The 23810-nt window shown below is 67.3% G+C and carries 18 protein-coding genes and 1 pseudogene; 14 read left to right on the forward strand and 5 right to left on the reverse strand.

What is annotated here, in order from left to right; all coding sequences use genetic code 11:
- Window positions 1–1103 (reverse strand): porin (locus tag LIG30_RS11815; protein ID WP_038712330.1); only part of this gene is annotated, 1103 nt, incomplete at its 3' end.
- 332 nt (window positions 1104–1435) lie between these two features.
- Between LIG30_RS11815 and LIG30_RS26230 the strand changes: the two genes are divergently transcribed.
- From LIG30_RS26230 to LIG30_RS11825, 3 genes are all read left to right on the forward strand, one after another.
- Entirely contained in the window at window positions 1436–1798 is a 363-nt protein-coding gene (locus LIG30_RS26230) for a hypothetical protein (RefSeq protein ID WP_152986071.1), read from the forward strand.
- Window positions 1795–2994 carry a formaldehyde dehydrogenase, glutathione-independent gene (gene fdhA, locus LIG30_RS11820; RefSeq protein ID WP_038712331.1) on the forward strand — a complete coding sequence of 400 codons (1200 nt, stop codon included), beginning with the start codon at window positions 1795–1797 and terminating at the stop codon, window positions 2992–2994. The genes LIG30_RS26230 and fdhA overlap by 4 nt, the downstream gene beginning before the upstream one ends.
- 150 nt (window positions 2995–3144) lie before the next feature.
- The gene (locus LIG30_RS11825) at window positions 3145–3630 is read left to right on the forward strand and encodes a hypothetical protein (RefSeq protein ID WP_038712333.1); all 486 of its coding nucleotides are present in this window, start codon (window positions 3145–3147) and stop codon (window positions 3628–3630) included.
- Between the two features lie 109 nt (window positions 3631–3739).
- Here LIG30_RS11825 and LIG30_RS11830 read toward each other — a convergent pair.
- Window positions 3740–4853: pseudogene (locus LIG30_RS11830) on the reverse strand (GlxA family transcriptional regulator).
- A gap of 354 nt (window positions 4854–5207) precedes the next feature.
- Between LIG30_RS11830 and LIG30_RS11835 the strand changes: the two are divergent.
- From LIG30_RS11835 to LIG30_RS11885, 11 genes are all read left to right on the forward strand, one after another.
- Complete coding sequence (locus tag LIG30_RS11835) at window positions 5208–6482, forward strand: serine hydroxymethyltransferase (RefSeq protein WP_038712337.1); 1275 nt, start codon at window positions 5208–5210, stop codon at window positions 6480–6482.
- A 28-nt stretch (window positions 6483–6510) separates the two neighbouring features.
- On the forward strand, window positions 6511–7482 hold the full coding sequence (locus LIG30_RS11840) for a dipeptidase (RefSeq protein ID WP_038712339.1): 972 nt from the start codon (window positions 6511–6513) through the stop codon (window positions 7480–7482).
- 121 nt (window positions 7483–7603) lie between these two features.
- Entirely contained in the window at window positions 7604–8137 is a 534-nt protein-coding gene (locus tag LIG30_RS11845; protein ID WP_038712340.1) for a DUF5943 domain-containing protein, read from the forward strand.
- A gap of 58 nt (window positions 8138–8195) precedes the next feature.
- Window positions 8196–10259, forward strand: coding sequence for an NADH:flavin oxidoreductase (locus LIG30_RS11850; protein WP_038712342.1), 2064 nt, complete (start codon window positions 8196–8198; stop codon window positions 10257–10259).
- 4 nt (window positions 10260–10263) lie between these two features.
- Window positions 10264–12189 (forward strand): (Fe-S)-binding protein, encoded by a 1926-nt coding sequence (locus LIG30_RS11855; protein WP_038712343.1) that lies wholly within the window; start codon window positions 10264–10266, stop codon window positions 12187–12189.
- A gap of 4 nt (window positions 12190–12193) precedes the next feature.
- A complete protein-coding gene (locus tag LIG30_RS11860; RefSeq protein WP_038712346.1) occupies window positions 12194–13381 on the forward strand; it encodes an electron transfer flavoprotein subunit alpha/FixB family protein in 1188 nt (395 codons plus the stop codon).
- On the forward strand, window positions 13378–14163 hold the full coding sequence (locus LIG30_RS11865) for an electron transfer flavoprotein subunit beta/FixA family protein (protein ID WP_038712347.1): 786 nt from the start codon (window positions 13378–13380) through the stop codon (window positions 14161–14163). Before LIG30_RS11860 ends, LIG30_RS11865 begins: the two co-directional genes overlap by 4 nt.
- 32 nt (window positions 14164–14195) lie before the next feature.
- Complete coding sequence (locus tag LIG30_RS11870; protein ID WP_152986072.1) at window positions 14196–15464, forward strand: aromatic ring-hydroxylating oxygenase subunit alpha; 1269 nt, start codon at window positions 14196–14198, stop codon at window positions 15462–15464.
- Between the two features lie 25 nt (window positions 15465–15489).
- On the forward strand, window positions 15490–16653 hold the full coding sequence (locus tag LIG30_RS11875) for a hybrid-cluster NAD(P)-dependent oxidoreductase (protein WP_038712349.1): 1164 nt from the start codon (window positions 15490–15492) through the stop codon (window positions 16651–16653).
- Window positions 16654–16775: 122 nt separating this feature from the next.
- A complete protein-coding gene (locus LIG30_RS11880) occupies window positions 16776–17639 on the forward strand; it encodes a glycine betaine ABC transporter substrate-binding protein (RefSeq protein WP_038712350.1) in 864 nt (287 codons plus the stop codon).
- A gap of 166 nt (window positions 17640–17805) precedes the next feature.
- Complete coding sequence (locus tag LIG30_RS11885; RefSeq protein ID WP_038712352.1) at window positions 17806–19461, forward strand: APC family permease; 1656 nt, start codon at window positions 17806–17808, stop codon at window positions 19459–19461.
- A gap of 14 nt (window positions 19462–19475) precedes the next feature.
- Here the strand turns inward: LIG30_RS11885 and LIG30_RS11890 are convergent, their stop codons facing one another.
- The 3 genes from LIG30_RS11890 to purU all read right to left on the reverse strand — a co-directional run bounded on the left by LIG30_RS11890 (window position 19476) and on the right by purU (window position 23575).
- Window positions 19476–20747, reverse strand: a complete 1272-nt coding sequence (locus LIG30_RS11890; protein WP_051994983.1) for an ABC transporter ATP-binding protein — start codon at window positions 20745–20747, stop codon at window positions 19476–19478.
- Window positions 20748–20855: 108 nt separating this feature from the next.
- Complete coding sequence (locus LIG30_RS11895) at window positions 20856–22589, reverse strand: ABC transporter permease (protein ID WP_038712354.1); 1734 nt, start codon at window positions 22587–22589, stop codon at window positions 20856–20858.
- Between the two features lie 113 nt (window positions 22590–22702).
- Entirely contained in the window at window positions 22703–23575 is an 873-nt protein-coding gene (purU, locus tag LIG30_RS11900) for a formyltetrahydrofolate deformylase (RefSeq protein ID WP_038712355.1), read from the reverse strand.
- Window positions 23576–23810: the final 235 nt, after the last annotated feature.

Consider the following 23810-nt stretch of genomic DNA (forward strand, 5'->3'; position numbering starts at 1 on the left):
GACGCGCGCGAGAAGTTCGAGATCTGCGCGCCCTGGATGCCGGTGCCTTCGAGCTGGTTCGCGCGCTGGTAGATCGCTTCCGTGTAGATGTCGGTGCGCGGCGACAGGAAGTAGATGTTGACGATGCCGAGCTGGTGCCACTTCGGATACTTGACGCCGGTCGGCGTGTCGAAGCGCCCGAGCGTCAGCGTGTAGCCGGCGGAGACGTGCCACTTCGACGTGATGAAGTAGCGCAGGTTGACTTCGAGGTTGTCGAAGCGCACGTCGTCGTGCGGCAGCGCGATGGCCGTGTCCGCGACGTTGTTCATCGACGTGGCGTTGTCGAGCCGCGTCTCGCTCAGCACGATCCCCGCGATCGCATGATCGAAGCGGTACGAGCCGCCGGCCGCGTAGGTGCGCTGGCGGGCCGCATTGAACGGCGCGCCGGCCGGCTCGGCGCCTTCCGTGTTCGCGGTCGCCGCGTTCGACGCGTTGTTGAACTGGAAATAGCCGGCGCCCGCGTTGAAGCCCCCGTACTGGTAGCCGACGCCGAAGCTGTAGCCGCGGCTGTTCGCGAAGCCGCCGGCCTGATTCGAGAAGCCGTACAGCGCACCGAAGGTCAGCCCGTGCCACGTCGGGCTGGTGTACTTCACCGAGTTGTTGGTGCGCGTGTAGTTGTCGAGGTTGTCGTTGTCGAACGGATGCGCGAACGCCGTGCCGCCGTACATCGTGCCGCCGAGCGAGAACGGTTCGACGAACTGCACGACCTCGTCGAACTGGCGTCCGAGCGTGATCGAGCCGCGGCTTTTCGACGACAGGCCCATGAAGGCCTGGAAGCCGAACAGGCGGCCCTGTTGCGCGGCGGTGCCCGTCATCGCCGAAAAACCGTTGGTCAGCGTGAAGATCGCGCTCAGGTCGTCGTCGATCACCTCGTTGCCGGACAGCGTCCAGCGGCTGATGTTGATGTCGCCGTTCTTCGCCTGCCAGCCGCTCTTGTGGCCGGTGGTGTTGCCCATGTCGCTGACATAGGCGACCCCGGTATCCATCGAGCCGGAAAAGCGGACCGCGCTTTGCGCGTGGGCGGCCTGGGCGGCGAGCAGCGGCGCCGCGAGCATGGGCATCATGGCCAACGATCGAATGTTCACGAAGCGGTATTCCGAAAAAAAGTCGTGGTTGGGGCGCAGCGCGCGACGCGCGCTGCGCGGTACATGCCGCCTGATTACTGCACGTCTTGTAGGGAATCGCTGCGCCGGACTGGCGGCGTGCGGCGCGTGCGTGCTAAGGCAGTTCGTGTGCGATACATGGCGGATGTCCCCTGTTTGTTCGATGTTTAGTGTGATTCCGCGCGCTTCGTTGGCCGGGGGCGTATATGTACCATTCGTGAATTTGTTACATCCATACGGGTATCTGGAAGAGAGCTTTCCAGATGGCTCAACAATCTGCGACGCGATGCGGCTTGTTGCAGCTTTCCCGCCGTGATAGCGGCGCAGATGCGAATCGCACGGAGGCGCGTGCCGCCGCAATGCGGGTTCTTTCGTTCGCACATGCGGAAAAATCGCGCGGCGGCACCGGCGCGCGCGTGCCGACGCGCGGGCGGGCAAGCGCCGAATCCGGTCCGGTGATGCGTGCGCGCAACGCTTTTTTTGCGGCGCGCGGCCGTTGTGCGGCGTCGCCGATGTCGGCGCGGGTCAAGCGCGTGTCGGTTTTTGCACGCCGGCCGACCCGCGTGACGGACTACGCTCGGAGAGCCGCTGCGCGCACCCCGCATCGGGCAGCGGGCGGCGACGCCATCCAACGAGACATGGAGACAATGCGATGAGCAGCAATCGAGGAGTCGTATACCTTGGGCCGGGCCAGGTCGAGGTGCAGAAGATCGGATATCCGAAGATGGCCGACCCGAGCGGCCGCGCGATCGGCCACGGCGTGATCCTCAAGGTGGTGAGCACGAACATCTGCGGGTCGGACCAGCACATGGTGCGCGGCCGCACCACCGCGCCGGCCGGCCTCGTGCTCGGCCACGAGATCACCGGCGAGGTGGTCGAGGTCGGCCGCGACGTCGAGACGCTGAAGATCGGCGATCTCGTCTCGGTGCCGTTCAACGTCGCATGCGGTCGCTGCGCGATGTGCCGGGAGCAGCACACGGGCGTGTGCCTGAACGTCAATCCGTCGCGCGCGGGCGGCGCCTACGGCTACGTCGACATGGGTGGCTGGATCGGCGGGCAGGCCGAATACGTGCTGGTGCCGTATGCGGACTTCAACCTGCTGAAATTCCCCGACCGCGATCGGGCGATGGCGAAGATCCGCGACCTGACCTGCCTGTCCGACATTTTGCCGACCGGCTATCACGGCGCGGTGAGCGCCGGCGTGAAGCCCGGCTCGACGGTCTACATCGCGGGTGCGGGGCCGGTCGGGATGGCGGCGGCGGCATCGGCGCGCCTGCTTGGCGCGGCCTGCACGATCGTCGGCGACATGAACGCGGAGCGGCTCGCGCACGCGAAGGCGATGGGCTTCGAGGTCGTGGACCTGTCGAAGGATGCGTCGCTCGGCGAGCAGATCGCGCAGATTCTCGGCAAGCCGGAGATCGACTGCGCGGTCGATTGCGTCGGCTTCGAGGCGCACGGCCACGGTGCGTCCGGGCATGCGGAGGAAGCGCCCGCGACGGTGCTCAACTCGCTGATGGAAATCACGCGGCCGGCCGGCGCGATCGGGATTCCGGGGCTCTACGTGACCGACGATCCGGGCGCGAAGGACGCCGCCGCGCAGCACGGCAGCCTGAGCATCCGTTTCGGCCTCGGCTGGGCGAAATCGCATTCGTTCCATACCGGCCAGACGCCCGTGCTGAAGTACAGCCGCAACCTGATGCAGGCGATCCTGTTCGACCGTCTGCCGATCGCGAAGATCGTCAACGTCACGGTGATCTCGCTCGACCAGGCGCCGGAGGGCTACAAGCAGTTCGATGGCGGCGCGCCGCGCAAGTACGTGATCGATCCGCACGGGATGCTGAAGGCGGCGTAACGCGCAAGTGAGGGAATGAACGGGCGGTTCGGTTTACGGGCCGCCCATTTTGGTTGGTGGTAGGGCAGAGGACGGCGAGGAAATAACAGGTGAAGGGCTTGGCTATCATGAAATTCTGGAGCGCGCGCAAGACATGTTTGGGGGGAGCTAATGGCAAACGTTAAGGAACTGATCGTCCGGCGCCTTGCCGTTCTTGTCGGACTCGACGTAAGCGGCATCAACCACGCCGCCGACCTGCTCACGATACAGTTTGGCCCATTGCGGCACGCCACGACACGAAGAGGCACGGTAAAGCAGGTGGGGGTATGGGCGCTTCACGTTCAATGCAACTGGCAGATTGAGCGGGCAGGTGACATCGTGGCAACACAGGATGACCTTTTCGGGCCTGATGACAAGGCACACAGGGCTGCGGAGCGTCTCGACGAATTGTTTGTAAAGCACGGTCCTACGACCGTCGAGAGTGTGCGAGGCAGCGAATCGGGCGAGGTATGGATTGCATTGTCCGCCGGGATGCGTATTGTCATAACGCCGAATGGCGTCGCGGACGAAGAGGACTGGCGGTTCTTTGCGCCAGGCGTCGATGCAGCGCACTTTGTGATTGAGGGCGGCCGGATCGATCCCGATTCGCTCAATTGAAGCTTGATCGCGAAGACTGTTTCAAAAATTCCGGCGCAGTCCGACGACTTCCACGATGGGCGAAAGCGGCCTGTACGGCCACACTGCATGTCGTGCGTATCGGACAAACTCAAGCATGCATCGCGAGCGCCGGAAATGCGGTACCGCCCGCGCCCGACGGCGTCGCCAACGGCGCGACCTGCTTGCGGCGCTCGCGCGTCGGCGCGACGCCGAACGAATCGCGATAACTCTTGCTGAAATGGCACGCGGACTGGAAGCCGCACGCCATCGTGATGTGCATGATCGACATGTCGGTCTGCAGCAGCAGCTCGCGCGCGCGGCGCAGCCGCAGCGTCAGGTAGTAATGGGTCGGCGTCATCCCGAGATGCTCGCGGAACAGGCGCTGCAACTGCCGCTGCGACATGTTCGCGAGGCGCGCCAGCTCTTCGCGCGACAGCGGCTCCTCGATGTTGTTCTCCATCAGCGCGATCACCTCGAACAGCGACTTGTTCGCCGAGCCGAGGCGCGCGACGAGCGGCATCCGTTGCTGCGCGCTGGTGTCGCGCACGTGCTCGACGATGAACTGCTCGGCGATCTGCGTGACCCGCGCGGTGCCCACCCGCGCGGCGATCAGGTTCAGCATCATGTCGAGCGGCGCGACGCCGCCCGTGCAGGTGATGCGGTCGCGGTCGATCACGAACAGTTCCTTCAGGAAGCGCGTGTCGGGAAACTCTTCCTTCAGCGCCGACATGTTCTCCCAGTGGATCGCGCACGCGTAGCCGGCCAGCAGGCCGGATTTCGCCAGCGCGTAGGTACCGGTGCACAGGCTGCCGAGCGCGACGCCCTCGCGCGCGAAGCGGCGCAGCACCGACAGGTGGCTCGCCTGCGTCGCGCGCTGCACGTCGATGCCGCCGCATACGAACACGACATCCGGCTGCCCGACGCATTCCGCCGGGCCGGTGTCGACCGTCAGGCCGTTGCTTGCCGCGACCGGGCCGCCCTCCGGGCTGATGATCGACCAGCGGTACAGCGGCTGGCCGCTCAGGTAATTCGCCATCCTCAGCACTTCGATCGCATTCGTGAACGCGATCATCGTGAAGTCAGGAAGCGGCATGAACGCGAAGTGGGACAGCGACGCTGTGCGGTCGGGCGACATGGGGGAGCGTTCCTTGGATCTAATAGCTTTGGCCCAGGGCACGGATTGGGCTGCGGTATTGTGAAATCGAGCGCAACAAGCGTGCCATACGGCGAAACCCTAGATGCGGGCGTGGCCGGGCAGGCGTCGCGATGCTGCGCTGCACCGAATTCGTGACGCGCTGCACCCGCACCGGGCGGCCGTGGCACTGCCGCAGTGCCTTGCCGGTCATTGCGCGCTGCGGAAGACTTTTTGCCATGTTTTAAAGCGCACGACCGGTCACTTGTGTAAAACGGACGCGCATGGCGGAAAAGGTAAAGAACGCGTCTAAATTCATCAATCCACCGAAAATCCGAACGACAAGAATAGAGCCGTCGGCAGCCTTGTTCAGGCCTTGCCGGAAAGTCGGAAGCGCGGGCCTTTCGCGTTGAAAGCCGCCCACTTTTCAATTCACGGACGCTCTATGTCGAACACCACGCCTTTCTTCTCGCAGCCCCTTGCCGAGCGCGACGCGCCGGTTCGCAGCGCACTCCTGAAAGAACTCGAACGGCAGCAGTCGCAGGTCGAGCTGATCGCGTCGGAAAACATCGTGTCGCGCGCGGTGCTCGAAGCGCAGGGCTCCGTGCTGACCAACAAGTACGCGGAAGGCTATCCGGGCAAGCGCTATTACGGCGGCTGCGAATTCGCCGACGAAATCGAATCGCTCGCGATCGAGCGCGTGAAGCGGATCTTCGGCGCAGGCTACGCGAACGTGCAGCCGCACTCCGGCGCGCAGGCGAACGGCGCGGTGATGCTGGCGCTCGCGAAGCCGGGCGACACGGTGCTCGGCATGTCGCTCGATGCGGGCGGGCACCTGACGCACGGTGCGAAGCCCGCGCTGTCCGGCAAGTGGTTCAACGCGGTGCAGTACGGCGTGAACCGCGACACGATGCTGATCGACTACGACCAGGTCGAGGAACTGGCGCAGCAGCACAAGCCGAACCTCATCATCGCCGGCTTCTCCGCGTATCCGCGCCAGCTCGACTTCGCGCGCTTTCGAGCGATCGCCGACAGCGTCGGCGCGAAGCTGATGGTCGACATGGCGCACATCGCCGGCGTGATCGCCGCGGGCCGCCATGCGAATCCGGTCGAGCACGCGCACGTCGTCACGTCGACCACGCACAAGACGCTGCGCGGCCCGCGCGGCGGCTTCGTGCTGACCCACGACGAGGAGATCGCGAAGAAGATCAATTCCGCCGTGTTCCCCGGCCTGCAGGGCGGGCCGCTGATGCACGTGATCGCCGGCAAGGCGGTTGCGTTCGGCGAAGTGCTGCACGCCGACTTCAAGACCTACATCGACAACGTGCTTGCGAACGCGCAGGCGCTCGGCGACGTGCTGAAGGCGGGCGGCGTCGATCTGGTCACGGGCGGCACCGACAACCACCTGCTGCTCGTCGACCTGCGGCCGAAGGGGCTGAAGGGCACGCAGGTCGAGCAGGCGCTCGAGCGCGCCGGCATCACCTGCAACAAGAACGGCATCCCGTTCGACACGGAGAAACCGACGATCACCTCCGGCATCCGGCTCGGCACGCCGGCCGGCACGACGCGCGGCTTCGGCGCTGCCGAATTCCGCGAGATCGGCCGCCTGATCCTCGAGGTGTTCGACGCACTGCGCGCGAACCCGGAAGGCGATCGCGCGACCGAGCAGCGCGTGCGTCGCGAGATCTTCGCGTTGTGCGAACGCTTCCCGATCTACTGAACCGATACCGACAAGACTGGAGTCATTCATGAGCACGCTGCATCGAGACAGCATCATCATCGACGGCCTGAACATCTCGAAGTTCGAGCGTTCGGTGTTCGAGGACATGCACAAGGGCGGCATCACCGCCGCGAACTGCACGGTGTCGGTCTGGGAAAACTTCACGAAGACCGTCGACAACATCGCGACGATGAAGAAGCAGATCCGCGACAACGGCGAGCTGCTGACGCTCGTACGCACGACCGGCGACATCCTGCGCGCGAAGCAGGAAGGAAAGACGGGCGTGATCCTCGGCTTCCAGAACGCGCATGCGTTCGAGGACAACCTCGGCTACATCGAGGCGTTCGCCGACATGGGCGTGCGCGTCGTGCAGCTCTGCTACAACACGCAGAACCTCGTCGGCACCGGCTGCTACGAGCGCGACGGCGGGCTGTCCGACTTCGGCCGCGAAGTGATCACCGAGATGAACCGCGTCGGCATCATGGTCGACCTGTCGCACGTCGGCGGCAACACGTCGTCGGAGGCGATCGCGTTCTCGAAGAAGCCGGTCTGCTATTCGCATTGCCTGCCGTCCGGCCTCAAGGAGCATCCGCGCAACAAGAGCGACGCGCAGCTCAAGGAGATCGCCGACGCGGGCGGTTTCGTCGGCGTGACGATGTTCGCGCCGTTCCTCAAGCGCGGCATCGACGCGACCATTGACGACTACATCGAGGCGATCGACTACGTCGTGAACCTGATCGGCGAGGACGCGGTGGGCATCGGCACCGATTTCACGCAGGGCTACAGCACCGAGTTCTTCGACATGCTGACGCACGACAAGGGCCGCTACCGGCGTCTCACCAATTTCGGCAAGGTCGTGAACCCCGAAGGCATCCGCACGATCGGCGAGTTCCCGAACCTGACCGCGGCGATGGAACGCGCCGGCTGGAAGGAGGCGCGCATCCGCAAGATCATGGGCGAGAACTGGGTGCGCGTGTTCAAGGACGTCTGGGGCGCGTAAGCCGCCCGACGATTCACTCGACAACAACGGGACGTGCCCGCGCGAGCCGCGCGGGCACGCGGACGATGCCGCGCCTGCGAACCGGCGGCGCGCGGCCTTTTTTCCTCACGGAGCCACCACGATGCAACCGCAACTGCCGATCGACGTCGATCCCGAAACCGGCGTCTGGACCACCGACGCGCTGCCGATGCTGTACGTGCCGCGCCATTTCTTCACGAACAACCACACCGCCGTCGAGGAAGCGCTCGGCCGCGACGCGTACGCGGAGATTCTTTACAAGGCCGGCTACAAGTCCGCGTACCACTGGTGCGACAAGGAAGCGAAGCTGCACGGGATCGCCGGCATGGCGGTGTTCGAGCATTACCTGAAGCGCCTGTCGCAACGCGGCTGGGGGCTGTTCTCGATTCGTGAGGCCGACCCCGCCGCCGCGCGCGCGAAGATCGAGCTGCGTCACTCGTCGTTCGTGCTCGCGCAGCCGGGCAAGGAAGGCAAGCTTTGCTACATGTTCGCGGGCTGGTTCGCCGGCGCGATGGACTGGGTCAACGACACGACGCCGGAAGGCAAGGACGCGCCCCGCGCGCAGTCGTCGGAGGTGCAGTGTGCGGCCGAGGGCCACGGCCACTGCGTCTTCGAGGTGTCGCCGATCGCGCGCTGACACGGCACCCCGCCCGCCACACGAGACATACGAACACAAACGCCCGAGGTCGTCTGCGATGCGCTATCCCCACTTGTTCAAACCCCTGCAGCTCAACCAGCTGACGCTTCGCAACCGGATCGTCAGCACCGCGCACGCCGAGGTGTACGCGGAGCCGGGCGGCCTGCCGGGCGATCGCTACATCCGTTATTACGAGGAGAAGGCGAAAGGCGGCGTCGGCCTCGCCGTGTGCGGCGGGTCGAGCCCGGTATCGATCGACAGTCCGCAAGGGTGGTGGAAATCGGTGAACCTGTCGACCGACCGGATCGTCGATCCGCTCGCGCGGCTTGCCGAAGCGATGCATCGCCACGGCGCGAAGATCATGATCCAGGCGACGCACATGGGCCGCCGCTCGGCGTTCCACGGCGAGCACTGGCCGCACCTGATGACGCCGTCCGGCGTGCGCGAGCCGGTGCATCGCGGCAACGCGAAGATCATCGAGGTCGAGGAGATCCGCCGCATCATCGCGGACTTCGCGGCCGCCGCGAAGCGCGTGAAGGACGCGGGGATGGACGGCATCGAGATCTCGGCCGCGCACCAGCACCTGATCGACCAGTTCTGGAGCCCGCGCACCAACTTCCGCACCGACGAATGGGGCGGCAGCCTGCAGAACCGGCTGCGATTCGGCATCGAAGTGCTGACGGCCGTGCGCGAAGCGGTCGGCAAGGACTTCTGCGTCGGCCTGCGGATGTGCGGCGACGAATTCCACGAGGACGGCCTCGACCACGCGCAACTGAAGGACATCGCGCAGGCGATGGCCGAGACCGGCCTGATCGACTACCTCGGCGTGATCGGCTCCGGCGCGGACACGCACAACACGCTCGCGAACTGCATGCCGCCGATGGCGTTGCCGCCCGAGCCGTTCGTGCATCTCGCGGCGGGCATCAAGTCGGTCGTCAAGCTGCCGGTGATGCACGCGCAGAGCATCCGCGATGCGGGCCAGGCCGAGCGCCTGCTCGCGAACGGGATGGTCGATCTGGTCGGCATGACGCGCGCGCAGATCGCCGATCCGCACATGGTCATCAAGATCCGAGATGGCCGCGAGGACGAGATCAAGCAGTGCGTCGGCGCGAACTACTGCATCGACCGCCAGTACAACGGCCTCGACGTGCTGTGCGTGCAGAACGCCGCGACGTCGCGCGAGGCGACGATGCCGCACGTGATCGAGAAGTCGCGCGGGCCGAAGCGCAAGGTGGTCGTGGTCGGCGCGGGGCCTGCCGGGCTGGAGGCGGCGCGCGTCGCGCGCTCGCGCGGCCACGACGTCGTGCTGTTCGAAAAGAACACTGAGGTCGGCGGCCAGATCATGCTGGCCGCGAAGGCGCCGCAGCGCGAGCAGATGGCGGGCATCGTGCGCTGGTTCGACATGGAGACGAAGCGGCTCGGCGTCGATCGGCGGCTCGGCGTCGCGGCCGACGAGAAGACGATCATGGCCGAGCAGCCGGACATCGTCGTGCTCGCGACCGGCGGCCGCGCATTCTCCGATCAGGTGCCGGGCTGGGGCGTCGTCGAAGGGCTCGCAGTCAGCGCGTGGGACATCCTGTCGGGTCGCGTCGAGCCTGGACAGAACGTGCTCGTCTACGACGGCGTGAGCACCCACGCGGGCGCGGGCGTCGCCGATTTCATCTCCAGCCGCGGCGCGAAAGTCGAGATCGTCACGCCGGACGTGAAGGTCGCCGACGACTGCGGCGGCACGACGTTCCCGATCTTCTATCGCCGCCTGTACGCGCAGGGCGTGATCCATACGCCGAACTACTGGCTAGACCGCGTGTACGAGGAAGACGGCAGGAAGATCGCGGTGCTGCGCAACGAGTACACCGAGGAGCTGGAAGAGCGCGCGGTCGACCAGGTCGTGATCGAGAACGGCTCGACGCCGAACGACGCGCTGTACTGGAAGCTCAAGCCGGAGTCGGTGAACCGCGGGCAGGTCGACGTGCACAAGCTGTTCGCGGCCGAGCCGCAGCCGTGCCTGTCGGAACCGCTCGGCAACGGCCGCTTCCTGCTGTTCCGGGTCGGCGACTGCATCTCGATGCACAACATCCACGGCGCGATCTACGACGCGCTGCGTCTCGTGAAGGATTTCTGACGCCATGAATCCGTCCTTCCTGATTACCGCATTGCTGTGGCTGTCGGTGGCGGGGCTCGCGTTCGCGGTCGCGAAGCGCGCGTCGTACTGGCGGCTCGGCCGGGCCACCGCGCCCGGCGCGTTCGGCGTCGCGAACCTGTTCGCGATCCCGAAGCGCTATTTCGTCGATCTGCATCACGTGGTCGCGCGCGACCCGTACATCGCGAAGACCCACGTCGTGACCGCCGGCGGCGCGATCGCCGCGCTCGCGCTGGTGTTCGTCAACTACGGTCTCGCGATCTACGCGCCGTGGCTCGACCGGCTGATTTTCGTCGCGGCGCTCGCGATGCTGATCGGCGCGGTGTTCGTGTGGCGCCGCCGTGCCGCGAAGAACGTGCCGGCGCGGCTGTCGCGCGGGCCGTGGAATACGCTGCCGTGGCTGCTCGGCGCGTTCGCGCTCGGCCTCGTGCTGTTCATGCTGGTGCCGGCCGGCGCGATGTCCGGTGCGTTCGCGGTGCTCTGCGCGCTGCTGATCGGCGTCGGCGCGTTCGCGATGACGGTCGGCGCGGCGAACGGCGGGCCGATGAAGCATGCGATCGCGGGCCTGCTGCACCTCGCGTTCCATCCGCGCCAGGAGCGTTTCGCGGCGACGCGCGAAGCGTTCACCGGCAACGGCACGGCCACGCCGCCGACCGCGCTGAAGCTGCCCGACATCGAGCAGCAGGAGTACGGCGTCGCGAAACCCGTCGAGTTCCGCTGGAATCAGCTGCTGAGCTTCGACGCGTGTGTGCAGTGCGGCAAATGCGAGGCCGCGTGCCCCGCGTTCGCATCCGGCCAGCCGCTCAATCCGAAGAAGCTGATCCAGGATCTCGTGGTCGGGATGGCGGGCGGCAGCGACGCCGCCTATGCGGGCAGCCCGACGCCGGGTATCCCGGTCGGCCGGCATCGCGGCGAACCCGACGGGCCGATCGTGTCGGGCCTGATCGAAGCGCAGACGCTGTGGTCGTGCACGACCTGCCGCGCGTGCGTGCAGGAATGCCCGATGCTGATCGAGCACGTCGACGCGATCGTCGACATGCGCCGCAACCAGACGCTCGTGCACGGCACGGTGCCGGGCAAGGGCGCGGACGTCCTCGCGAACCTGCGCGAGACCGGCACGATGGGCGGCTACGACACGGCCGCGCGCTACGACTGGTCGGTCGACCTGAGCGCGCCGCTCGCGCAGCCGGGCAAGCCGGTCGACGTGCTGTTCGTCGCGGGCGAAGGCGCGTTCGACATGCGCTACCAGCGCACGCTGCGCGCGTTCGTGAAGGTGTTGAACAAGGCCGGCGTCGACTACGCGGTGCTCGGCGGCGTCGAGACCGATACCGGCGACGTCGCGCGCCGCCTCGGCGACGAGGCGACGTTCCGGCAGCTCGCGCAGCGCCTGATCGGCACGCTCTCCACGCTGTCGTACCGCCAGATCGTCACGGCCGATCCGCACGTGATGCACAGCCTGCGCAACGAATACCGGGCGCTCGGCCTGCGCGTGACGGTCAAGCATCACACGACCTATCTCGCCGAGCTCGCCGCGAGCGGGAAGATTGCGCCGAAGGTGGTCGACGCGCTGCGCGAGAAGTGCACTACGTATCACGATCCATGCTACCTCGGCCGCTACAACGGCGAGACGGACGCGCCGCGCGCGCTGCTGAAGACGATCGGCATCCAGGTCGTCGAGATGGAGCGCAACGGCATGCGCGGCCGCTGCTGCGGCGGCGGGGGCGGTGCGCCGCTGACCGACATCCCGGGCAAGCAGCGGATTCCCGACATCCGCATCGCCGACGCGCGCGCGATCGGCGCGGACGTGGTCGCGGTCGCATGCCCGAACTGCACGGCGATGCTCGAAGGCGTCGTCGGCCCGCGTCCCGACGTGCTCGACGTCGCCGAACTCGTCGCGGCCTCGCTGGAGTGAACCCATGAATCCGATCAAACGAATCGATCCGCGCAGGCCGTTCGTGATCACGGCCGCTGGCCTCAAGCGCATCACGCTCGGCGAAGCCGGCAGTGCGGACGCGAGTGCCGCGGACTGGCATGCGGGCGCGTCAACCACGTCGGGCCATGTCGGGCCGGGCCACGCCAGGCCGCGCCGTGCGCTCGACAACCCGACGCGCGTGCTGCTGGTCGCCGCGCACAGCGAGCGCGGCGCGCTCGACGACCACGCGCGCCAGGCGGTCGCCGCCGCCGCGCTGCTCGCCGATGCGCAGACCGAAGTGGCGCTGGCCGTGTTTGGCGAGCTGAAGGACGACGCGGCCGCGCTGGGCGCCGACAAGCTGATCGAGCTGGCCGAATTCGACCGTCGCGCGTTCGCGCCCGACAGCGAACTGCGCGCATTGCAGGCCTGCGTCGCCGCGCTCGCGCCGGCGCATCTGCTGCTGCCGGACAACGCGACCGGCGACGGCGACCTCGGCCGCCGCTACGCGGCGGCGGCCGGTGCGAGCGTCGCGACGCACGTCGTCGAGATCGATGCATGCCATGTCGGCGCATATGCGCAAGCGAAACGCGCGTTCGCGACACGCGACCTGCCCGACGTGATCCTGCTCGCGCCGAACGCGGTCGATGCGAGGCTGCCGTTCGTCGGCGCGGGCGAGCGCATGCCCGCCGGTGCCGTGCGCGACGCGAGCGGCGGCGCGCAGCCGTACCGCGATCTCGGGCTGGAGGAAATCGACGCGGCGCAGGTCGCGCTCGAGGAAGCGGATTTCATCGTGTCGGCCGGCAACGGCGTGACCGACATCGCCGCGCTCGGGCGGCTCGCCGGCGCGTTCGGCGCGGCGATCGGCGCGAGCCGCGTCGCGGTCGACAACGGCCATTTCACGCGCGACAAGCAGGTCGGCGCGACCGGCAAGACCGTCGACGCGAGCGTGTACATCGCGTTCGGCATCTCGGGCGCGGTGCAGCACCTGCAGGGGATAAAGGATTGCCGGCACGTGATCGCTGTGAACCTGGACGGCAGCGCGCCGATCGCGAAACGCGCGAACCTCACTGTCGTCGGCGACGCGCAGGCGACGATCGCCGCGCTGATCGACGCGGTGCAGGCCGCGCGCGCAGCACGCGGACCATCGCCGGACACCGCCGGCGCCCGTGAACTGGAAGGAGCTGCAGCATGAACGTCCCGAGACAGGTGAAACGCATCGCAGTGCTGGTGTCCGCCGGCCGGCATCCGGTCAGCGGCACGCCGCGCTACAGCCGCAACGACGCGGCCGCGCTGGAGATCGGCCGGGGCCTCGCCGAGCGCCACGGCGCGCAGCTCGACGTGATCCATGCGGGCGACCCGGCCAGCCCGGCACTTGCCGACTACCTCGCGCTCGGCGCGCGCGAAGTCGAGGTGCTCGCATGCTACGCGGGCGAGGACGCAGCAAGCGCGCTCGCCGCGCGCGTGCAGGACTACGACCTGGTGCTGACCGGCACCCGCGCCGAGGGCGCGTACGACACCGGAATGCTGCCGTACCGCGTCGCGACCGCGCTCGGCTATCCGCTCGTCGGCGCGGCCGTCGACGTCGATGCCGCCGGCGGGCGCGTCGCGGTCCGGCAGTTCCTGCCGAAAGGCGTGAGGCGGCGCGTCGATGCGGCGCTGCCTGCCGTCGTGGCGGTGCATCCGCTCGCCGGCGCGCAGCCCCGCTACGCGTATGCGCGCCTGCGCGCGGGGGCGGTCCGCCCGGTGCGCGTCGCACTGCCCGCCGACGGCGGCTCTGCCGCGTGGACGGTCGGCCCGGCCGAGCGCAAGCCGGTCAGGCTGGCCGCCGCCGAGAAGCGTTCCGGCCATGCCCGGATGCTGTCGGCGACGACGACCGAGAGCCGCGGCGGCAACGTCGTAATTGAAGGGAGTTCGGTCGAAAAAGCACAAGTGATCCTCGCGTATTTGCGCGAGCATCAACTCATCGATTACTGATTTTGCTGATCGATGCCTGTCGGCAACAACCCATGGATGCAAGGAATCCGGAGCACACGATGAAAGTATCGGCAGACATTCGCGCGCTGGTCGAACGGCGCAACGCAGGCTACAGCCTCGAGGCGCCGTTTTATCTCAGCGACGACATATTCGCGCTCGACATGGAGGCGATCTTCCGGCAGCACTGGATCCAGGTGGCGGTCGAGCCGGACGTGCCGGAGCCGGGCGACTACGTGACGGTCGAGCTGGGCGAGGACTCGATCCTGATCGTGCGCGACGACGACCTGCAGATCCGCGCGTTCCACAACGTGTGCCGCCATCGCGGCGCGCGACTGTGCAACGAAGACAAGGGCTCGGTCGGCAACATCGTGTGCCCGTACCACAGCTGGACGTACAACCTGACCGGCGAGTTGATGTTTGCCGAGCACATGGGCGAGAAATTCGACCGCTGCAAGCACAGCCTGAAAAGCGTGCATGTCGAGAACCTCGCGGGCCTGATCTTCATCTGCCTCGCCGACGAGCCGCCCGCCGATTTCGCGGTGATGCGCGCGGCGATGGAGCCGTACCTGCTGCCGCACGACCTGCCGAACACGAAGATCGCCGCGCAGGTCGACATCATCGAGAAAGGCAACTGGAAGCTGACGATGGAGAACAATCGCGAGTGCTACCACTGCGTCGCGAACCATCCGGAGCTGACGATCTCGCTGTACGAATACGGCTTCGGCTACCAGCCGTCGCCCGCGAACGCCGAGGGGATGGCTGCGTTCGAGCGCACCTGCGTCGAGCGCGCCGCGCAGTGGGAAGCGCTGAACCTGCCGTCGGTGGAGATCGAGCGCCTGCGCGACACGACCGGCTTTCGCACGCAGCGCCTGCCGCTCGACCGCAGCGGCGAATCGCAGACGCTCGACGCGAAGATCGCGTCGAAGAAGCTGCTCGGCGAATTCCGCCGGGCGGACCTCGGCGGCCTGTCGTTCTGGGTGCAGCCGAACGCGTGGAACCACTTCATGAGCGACCACATCGTCACGTTCTCGGTGATTCCGCTGTCGGCCGGCGAGACGCTCGTGCGCACCAAGTGGCTCGTGCACAAGGATGCGAAGGAAGGCATCGACTACGACGTGAAGCACCTCACCGCCGTGTGGAACGCGACCAACGACCAGGATCGCGCGCTCGTCGAGTATTCGCAGCGCGGCGTGGCGAGCAGCGCGTACGAGCCGGGCCCGTACTCTCCGTACACCGAAGGTCTCGTCGAGAAATTCTCGGCCTGGTACATCGATCGGCTCGCCGAGAAGATCGGCGCATAGCGGAAAGTAATGAGCGGAGGCTGACATGATGCGAGACGCGGCGAATTTCGAGCCGACCGACAGCCGGGTGACGCGCCCGGCATTCTGGAGCACGCTGCCGGAGCGCTGGACGAGCGACGTCGAGGAAACGCTGGTGTGCTGCCAGGTCCGGCAGGAGACGCACGACGTGAAGAGTTTCTTCTTCCGTTCGCCGCAGGGCCGCGCGTTCGCGTTCGAGCCGGGGCAGTTCGTCACGCTGGAGCTCGACATCGACGGCGAAGCGGTCAACCGCTGCTACACGATTTCGTCGTCGCCAGCGCGTCCGCACACGATCTCGATCACCGTCAAGCGCGTGCCGGGCGGCAAGGTGTCGAACTGGCTGCACGACAACCTGCAGCCGGGTGCGCCGGTTCGCGTGCTCGGCCCGGCGGGCGAGTTCACCTGCGCGCGGCATGCGGCGCGCAAGTACCTGTTCCTGTCCGCCGGCTCCGGCATCACGCCGCTGATGTCGATGAGCCGCGCGCATCACGATCTCGCCGAGGATCGCGACATCGTGTTCGTGCACAGCGCGCGCACGCCCGACGACATCATCTTCGCACGCGAACTGGACCTGATCGCGTCGAGCCACGCGAACTTCCGAACGTCGTTCGTCTGCGAGCGCGTGGGGGCGCGCACCAACTGGCCGGGCGTGACCGGATACCTGTCGCTGCCGCTGCTGAAGCTGATCGCGCCGGACTGGACGGAGCGTGAGATCTTCACCTGCGGCCCCGCGCCGTACATGAAGGCGGTGCGCGAGCTGCTCGACGAGGCCGGTTTCGACCGTGCCCGGTATCACGAGGAGAGCTTCTCGTTCGACACGCTTTCGGAGACCGGGGCAGCCGGACTGTCCGCCGATCCCGCGCCCGAGGTGGACGGGACGGACGGGGCGGAAAGCGGCACGGCGGCGAAGCAGTTCACTGTCAGCTTCGCGAAGAGCCACCGCGAGATCGTCTGCGGATCGGAGCAGCACGTGCTCGATGCGGCGCGCCAGTCCGGCGTGCGGCTGCCGGCGTCGTGCACGCAGGGCATGTGCGGCACCTGCAAGGTCAAGCTCGTGTCCGGTCAGGTCGAGATGAAGCACAACGGCGGCATCCGCCAGCGCGAGATCGACCAGGGGATGGTGCTGCTGTGCTGCAGCAAGCCGCTGTCGGATCTCGTCATCGACAAGTAGCGCGCGCACGTCGTAACAGGACAAATGCGCGTCGGAAAACGGCGATATCAAGAAATTGTGGTCGAAGAACCTAGAGAGGAAACGCGCTTATCGCGCTCACGCGCACACCAAGGAGATCGACCATGAAGCTTTTCGGAAAACTGTTGTGGACCGGCGCGCTGTCGGCGATGTTGACGCTGAGCGCATCCGCGCTGGCGGATACCAAACCCACGCTGAAGATCGGCTATGTCGAAGGCTGGGACGACAGCGTCGCGACGTCGAACGTCGCCGCGCGCATCATCGAGAAACGGCTCGGCTATCCGGTTCAGCTCGTGCCGGTCGCGGCCGGCGTGATGTGGCAGGGCGTCGCGCGCGGCGACCTGGACGCGACGCTGTCCGCGTGGCTGCCGGTCACGCAGGGCGCGTACTGGGACCAGTTCAAGACCAAGGTGGTCGATCTCGGCACGAATTTCCCCGACGCGAAGATCGGCCTGATCGTCCCCGCTTACGTGAGCGCGAAGAGCATCGACGACCTGAACGCGCAGAAGGCCGCGTTCGGCGGGCGCATCGTCGGCATCGACGCCGGCGCCGGCGTGATGCGCAAGACCGACGACGCGATCAGGAACTACGGCCTCGGCTATTCGCTGATGCCGAGCTCGGGCAGCGCGATGACGGCGGAGCTGGCTCGCTCGATCCATGCGAACAAGCCGGTGATCGTGACCGGATGGGCGCCGCACTGGATGTTCGCGAAATGGAAGCTGCGCTTCCTCGACGATCCGAAGAAGGTGTTCGGCGAGGCGGAGCACGTCGACAGCGTCGCGAATTCGGCGCTCGAAACGAAGGCGAAACCGGTGGCCGCATTCCTGAAGAAATTCCAGTGGAAGCCGGGCGAGATCGACGGCGTGATGCTCGCGATCCAGGGCGGATCGAAGCCGGAAGCCGCCGCCGACGCGTGGATCTCGGCACACGCCGACCGCGTGAACGCATGGGTCGAAGGCACGGAATAACCCGCCGGGAAAACGGCGTAAACGACGCGATGGACATGGCGGTAAGCATGGCGAATCAATTCGTACGCAATGCGGCCATGTCCTAAATTTTTTTGTTCAAGGTGCGAAAAATCGAGTGCGTTGCTACACTACGACGCTTGTACGGAGTCTTCGAAGGAGGATCTGGATGAGTCAGGCAGGACTGCGCGAGCGCAGCACCAGCGGGGTGGAGACCACCATCTCACATGATTCCGGCGGCCACACGTTGCAGCGTGGCCTCACATGGAAAGATGCATTCTGGGTGACGAGCGGCGTGCCGGCAGGCGTGCTGTTCACGATCGGCGGCGTGTGCGCGACGATCGGCCAGCCCGCGTGGGCGATCTGGATCGCCGCGATCACCATGGGTTTGATTCAAAGCGCGACTTATGCGGAAATTTCCGGGCTATTTCCGCATAAATCGGGCGGCGCGTCGGTCTACGGCGCGATCGGCTGGGTGCGTTACAGCAAATTGATTGCCCCGGTCTCCGTCTGGTGCAACTGGCTCGCATGGTCGCCGATGCTCGCGCTCGGATGCGGCCTCGCGGCGAGCTACGCGCTGACGAGCCTCTTTCCCGCCGATGCGGCGGTGCTGCAATGGCAGCTCACGATTGCCGATCTCGGCTTCGTCAAGCCGGGTCTGTCCCTGCGGATCAATGCGACGTTCATCATCGCGACGATCCTGCTCCTCATCACGTTCAAGCTCCAGCACAGCGGCGCGTCGAAGGCGGCGCGCACGCAACGCATTCTCGGCATCGCATCGCTCACGCCACTGCTGATCGTCGGCATCGTGCCGTTCGTCACCGGCGACGTGCCGATGTCGAACCTGCTGCCGCTGCTGCCGCTCGGCCACGACGCGCAGGGCGACCCGAGCGCCGCGGCGCTCGGCAGCTGGAACGGGCAGGGCGTCGTGATGGCGCTCGGCGCGATGTTCATGGCGGGCTGGGCGTCGTACGGCTTCGAAACGGCGGTCTGCTACACCCGCGAATTCCGCGATCCGCGCCGCGACACCGCGAAGGCGATCTTCTGGTCCGGCGCGCTGTGCCTCGTCGTGATGACGCTCGTGCCGATGGCGTTCCAGGGCGCGCTCGGCACGGCCGCGATGCTCGATCCGTCGATCGGCGACGGCACCGGCGTCGCCGCGGCGATGGCGAGGATCGTCGGCGGCGGCGCATGGGTCGCGAACGCAATCGTCGTGATGCTGATGCTGTCGATCCTGCTGATCGTGATGACGTCGATGATGGGCTCGTCGCGCACGCTGTACCAGGCGTCGGTCGACGGCTGGCTGCCGAAATACCTGTCGCACGTCAACGAGCACGGCTCGCCGACGCGCGCGATGTGGACCGACCTCGGCTTCAACCTCGTGCTGCTGATGATGTCGGATTACATGACGGTGCTGTCGATCTCGAACGTCTGCTACATGCTGTTCGTGTTCCTCAATCTGCAGTCCGGATGGATTCACCGGATGGATCGCGGCGGCTGGCAGCGTCCGTTCCGCTGCCCGACGTGGCTGCTCGCGCTCGGCGGGCTGTGCGGCTTCGCGAATCTCGTGTATGTCGGCGCGGGCGCGAACCTGCAGGGCGAAGGCACGCTGCGCAACGGCCTGATCGCGATGCTGCTGATCGTGCCGGTATTCGTGTATCGCCACTACTGGCAGGACCGCGGCCGCTTTCCCGCGCAGATGGTGCGCGACGTCGAGCTCGACGTGCCCGCGCGCAGCGGGTGGCTGAACCTCGCGCCCTATGCGGCGCTCGCGGCGGCCGCGTTGACGATCTGGGGCTCGTACTATCTGGCGTGGGTGCGGTAGCGCGCGCCCGGCCGCTACGCGTCGTCGTCGTCGTTGTCGTCGCCTCGCCTGAACACGCGCGCGCGGTCGTCGTAGGTGTAGAGACCCGAGAAGCGGCCCCAGTCGATCGCGGTGAGCAGCGCGCGGTCGGCGTCCGACGGGTTCAGGTGATCCTGTAGTTCGAGTTCGAAGCGCTCGCGCGGCGCGACGTGCGCGTCGCGCTCGTCGAGCACTTCGCGGATGTGCGCGACGAGCGGCACGAAATGCTCGAGGTGCTCGCGGAAGATCCGCTTGCGCGCCGGCGGGCCGCTGCGCGCGTATGCGCGGCCGGCGGCCGTCAGCCTGATCGAGCCGTCGTGCAGCTCGCCGAATTCGAGCAGGTGCAGCGCCGTCGCGACGGGCAGCATCTCGTCCATTTTCATCGTCAGCGATGCGGCCAGACGCGCGAATTCCGCATCGCCGTCGCCCGCGTTCGCGGCGAGCGCATCGACGAAGCCGTCGATCCGGTACGCCGACACGTTCGGCAAGCGTTGCGCGAAGCCGTTGTGCGTGCTGTCCCGCATCGCGATCGACTCGACGATCCGCGTGGTCAGCACCGAGTAGATTTCGTTCGCGAGCGCCTGGAATGCGCCGTCGAGCCGGTTGCGCGGATACGCGAGCGGTATCCGCACGTCGGCCACCACATGCCCCGGATGCGCGCCGAGCACCAGCACGCGGTCGCACATCAGCACCGCTTCCTCGATGTTGTGCGTGACCATCATGACCGCCTTGATGGAGAGCTGATGCGCGTGCCACAGATCGAGAAAATCCGTGCGCAGCGTGTCCGCCGTCAGCACGTCGAGCGCCGAGAACGGCTCGTCCATCAACAGCAGCGCCGGCTCGGCGGCCAGCGCACGCGCGAAGCCGACGCGCTGTCGCATGCCGCCCGACAGCTCGCGCGGATACGCGGACTGGAAGCCGTCGAGGCCGATCAGGTCGATCGCTTCGCGCACGCGCGGCGCGACCTGGTCATGCGGCAGGTCGATCGCATCGAGCCCCAGCGCGACGTTGTCGGCGACGCTGAGCCACGGATACAGCGCGAACGTCTGGAACACCACCGCGATGCCTTCGGCGGGGCCGCGCAGCGGCGCACCGCGATAGATCACCTGCCCGGACGTCGGCGCGACGAGGCCGGCCGCGATCCGCAGCAGCGTGGATTTGCCGGAGCCGGAGCGGCCGAGCAGCCCGAGGATCTCGCCTTCGCGCAGCGTCAGGCCGACATGGCCGAGGACGGGCAGCGGCTCGCCCGACAGCTTGGCGAACGACATGCTCACGTCGCGCAGCTCGATGACAGGCTCGGGCGCGGCCGCGCGCCGCGTGGCGGCGTGGTCGGCCTCGGCGTCGGCAGGCGCGGGCAGTTGCGTCATCACAAGCTCCTAGTCGAGACGGTTGCGGCGTTCCGCGTAAGCATAGAGGGGCCGCCACAGCAGGCGGTTCGTCGCGACCACGAGGATCGACATCGTCGCGACGCCGAGCGCGATGCGCGGGTAGTCGCCCGCCGCGGTCATGCGGGCGATGTACGCGCCGAGGCCGTGCGCATCGAGGGTCGTCGCGCCCCAGCTGACCCACTCGGACACGATGCTCGCATTCCATGCGCCGCCCGACGCGGTGATCGCGCCCGTCACGTAGTACGGGAGGATGCCGGGCAGCACCGCCTTGCGCCACCAGGAGGGCGGGCGCAGGCGCAGGCTCGCGGCGGCTTCGCGCAGATCGTCGGGAAACGCGGTCGCGCCGGCGATCACGTTGAACAGGATGTACCACTGCGTGCCGAGGATCATCAGCGGGGTGAGCCAGATCGACGGCGTCAGGCCGAAATGCACGATCAGGTAGACCGCGACCGGGAACAGCAGGTTGGCCGGAAACGCCGCGAGAAACTGCGCGACCGGCTGGACGAGCGCGGTCGCCTTCGGGCGCAGGCCGACGTACACGCCGATCGGCACCCAGACCGCCGACGCGACGCCGATCAGCACGGTCACGCGCAGCAGCGTGAGCGCGCCGTTGCGCGCGACGGCGGCGACGTCGCTCCACGACAGCACCGGCCTCGCGAAGCGCCAGAGCACGAGCGCCAGACAGGCGGCCGCCGCGGCGCAGACCGCGAGCCACAACAGGTCGCCGATGCGGCGCGGCGGCGCGACGCGCGGCCGGGGCCAGCGCGGCACCCAGGCGAGCCGCGCGTGCGCGGCGCGGTGCAGCCAGGCGCCGGCGGGCGCCGCCGCGTGCTGGATCAGGCGCGCCCGGTGCAGCAGGTCGAGCAGCCAGCTCGGCGGCGCTGCGCTGCTGGCCGTCTGCTCGAAGCGGAATTTGTCTGCCCACGCGACCATCGGCCGGAACAGCAACTGATCGTAGAGGACGATCGCGACCGTCATCGCCGCGATCGCATAGCCGACCGCGGCGAGGTCGCGCCGCTCGATCGCGATCGCGACATACGAGCCGACGCCGGGAAGGGCGATGCGGACGTCGCCGACCGAGATCGCCTCGGACGCGACGACGAAGAACCAGCCGCCGGACATCGACATCATCGTGTTCCAGATCAGGCCGGGCATCGCGAACGGCACGTCGAGCGTCCAGAAGCGCTGCCATGCGCCGAGGCGCAGGCTGCGGCTCGCCTCGTCGAGATCGCGCGGCACGGTGCGCAGCGCCTGATAGAAGCTGAACGCCATGTTCCACGCCTGGCTCGTGAAGATCGCGAAGATCGCGGCCAGTTCGGCGCCGAACGTGTTGCCCGGCGTGAGCGACAGGAAGAAGACCACGGTGAACGACAGGTAGCCGAGGATCGGCACCGATTGCAGCACGTCGAGCAGCGGAATCAGCACCATTTCGGCGCGGCGGCTTTTCGCGGCGAGCGTCGCGTAGGTGAAGGTGAATAGCAGCGACGCGCCGAGCGCGGCGAGCATGCGCGTGACCGTGCGCAGCGTATAGCCGGGCAACGCGAGCGGCGACGTGGAGATGGCGGCGTGCTGCGTGACGGCCAGCGGGGCCGTCATCTGCCGCGCGCCCGAGCCGAGCAGCACGATCAGGCCCAGCACGAGCAGGACGGCGATCAGGTCGCGCCAGCCGGGTATGCGCGGGCGCCAGCGCCCGCCGGCCAGAAGGTCGGCATGATGCTCCACGGAAACCCCGAATGGTTGACCGCGACCATCGTCGGGGAAAGCCGGGGCGGCTTCGTTGATGTGCGTCAAGCTCCCGCGACGCGCGCGCGGGCGGCGTGCCGCCCGCCCGGGCGTTACCCGAACACCACCGTCCGGTCGCCGTTGAGGAACACGCGGCGCTCGATGAACGCCTTCACCGCGCGCGCGAGCGTGATGCATTCGACGTCGCGCCCGACCGCGAGCAGCCGCTCCGGCCGGTACGAATGGTCGACGCGCTCGACGACCTGCTCGATGATCGGGCCCTCGTCGAGATCGTCGGTGACGAAGTGCGCGGTCGCGCCGATCAGCTTGACGCCGCGCGTGTGGGCCTGATGGTAGGGCTTCGCGCCCTTGAAGCCCGGCAGGAACGAGTGGTGGATGTTGATCGCGCGGTTGACGAGCCGTGCGCTCGCCTCCGGCGACAGCACCTGCATGTAGCGCGCGAGGATCACGAGTTCCGCGCCGCTCGATTCGAACACGTCGAGCCATTGCGCTTCCTGTTGCGCCTTCGTGCCGGCGGTGATCGGGAAGTACCGGAACGGCAGGCCGTGCTGCTGCGCGAGCGGTTCCAGGTCGGGATGGTTCGACGCGATCCCGACGATGTCCATCTTCAGCTCGCCCATCCGCCAGCGGAACAGCAGGTCCGCCAGGCAATGCTCGAGCTTCGACACCATGATCAGCACCTTCGGCCGCGCATTGACGTCGTGGATCGCCCACTGCATGTCGAATGCGGCCGCGATCGGCGCGAATTCCTGCCGCAGCGCGTCGACGCGCAGTTCGTGCGCGTCGGTCGGATGAAACACGCAGCGTACGAAGAAGCGCTGACTGAGATCGTCGTCGAAAACGGTCAGTTCGTCGACGTAGCAGCGATGGCGATCGAGCAGGCCGACGACGGCGGCCACTTGTCCGGCGGCGCTCGGGCACGACAGCGTCAGGACGAATTGTTGCGAACGGGGCAGGGCGGACATGCGGTTCCTCTCGGTTCGTTGAGCGGCCGGCGCGTGCGGCGATTGCCGCGGCCGGCCATGCGTGAAGTAAAGCAGGCGCGGCCGCGCGCGGATAGAACCGAACCGCCGTGCGGCTGGTATCGCTGCGCCACGACGCGCGGTCGCTTTCGGCATGGTTGGTGTCGCTTGCAGACGGGTGGCGCGAAATATGGGTTTGTATTTTTCGCCAATGGGTCCGCCATTTCGGAACGCAGAA

Origin of the sequence: Burkholderia sp. lig30 (genome assembly GCF_000687455.2) — a bacterium.
GTDB lineage: Bacteria > Pseudomonadota > Gammaproteobacteria > Burkholderiales > Burkholderiaceae > Burkholderia.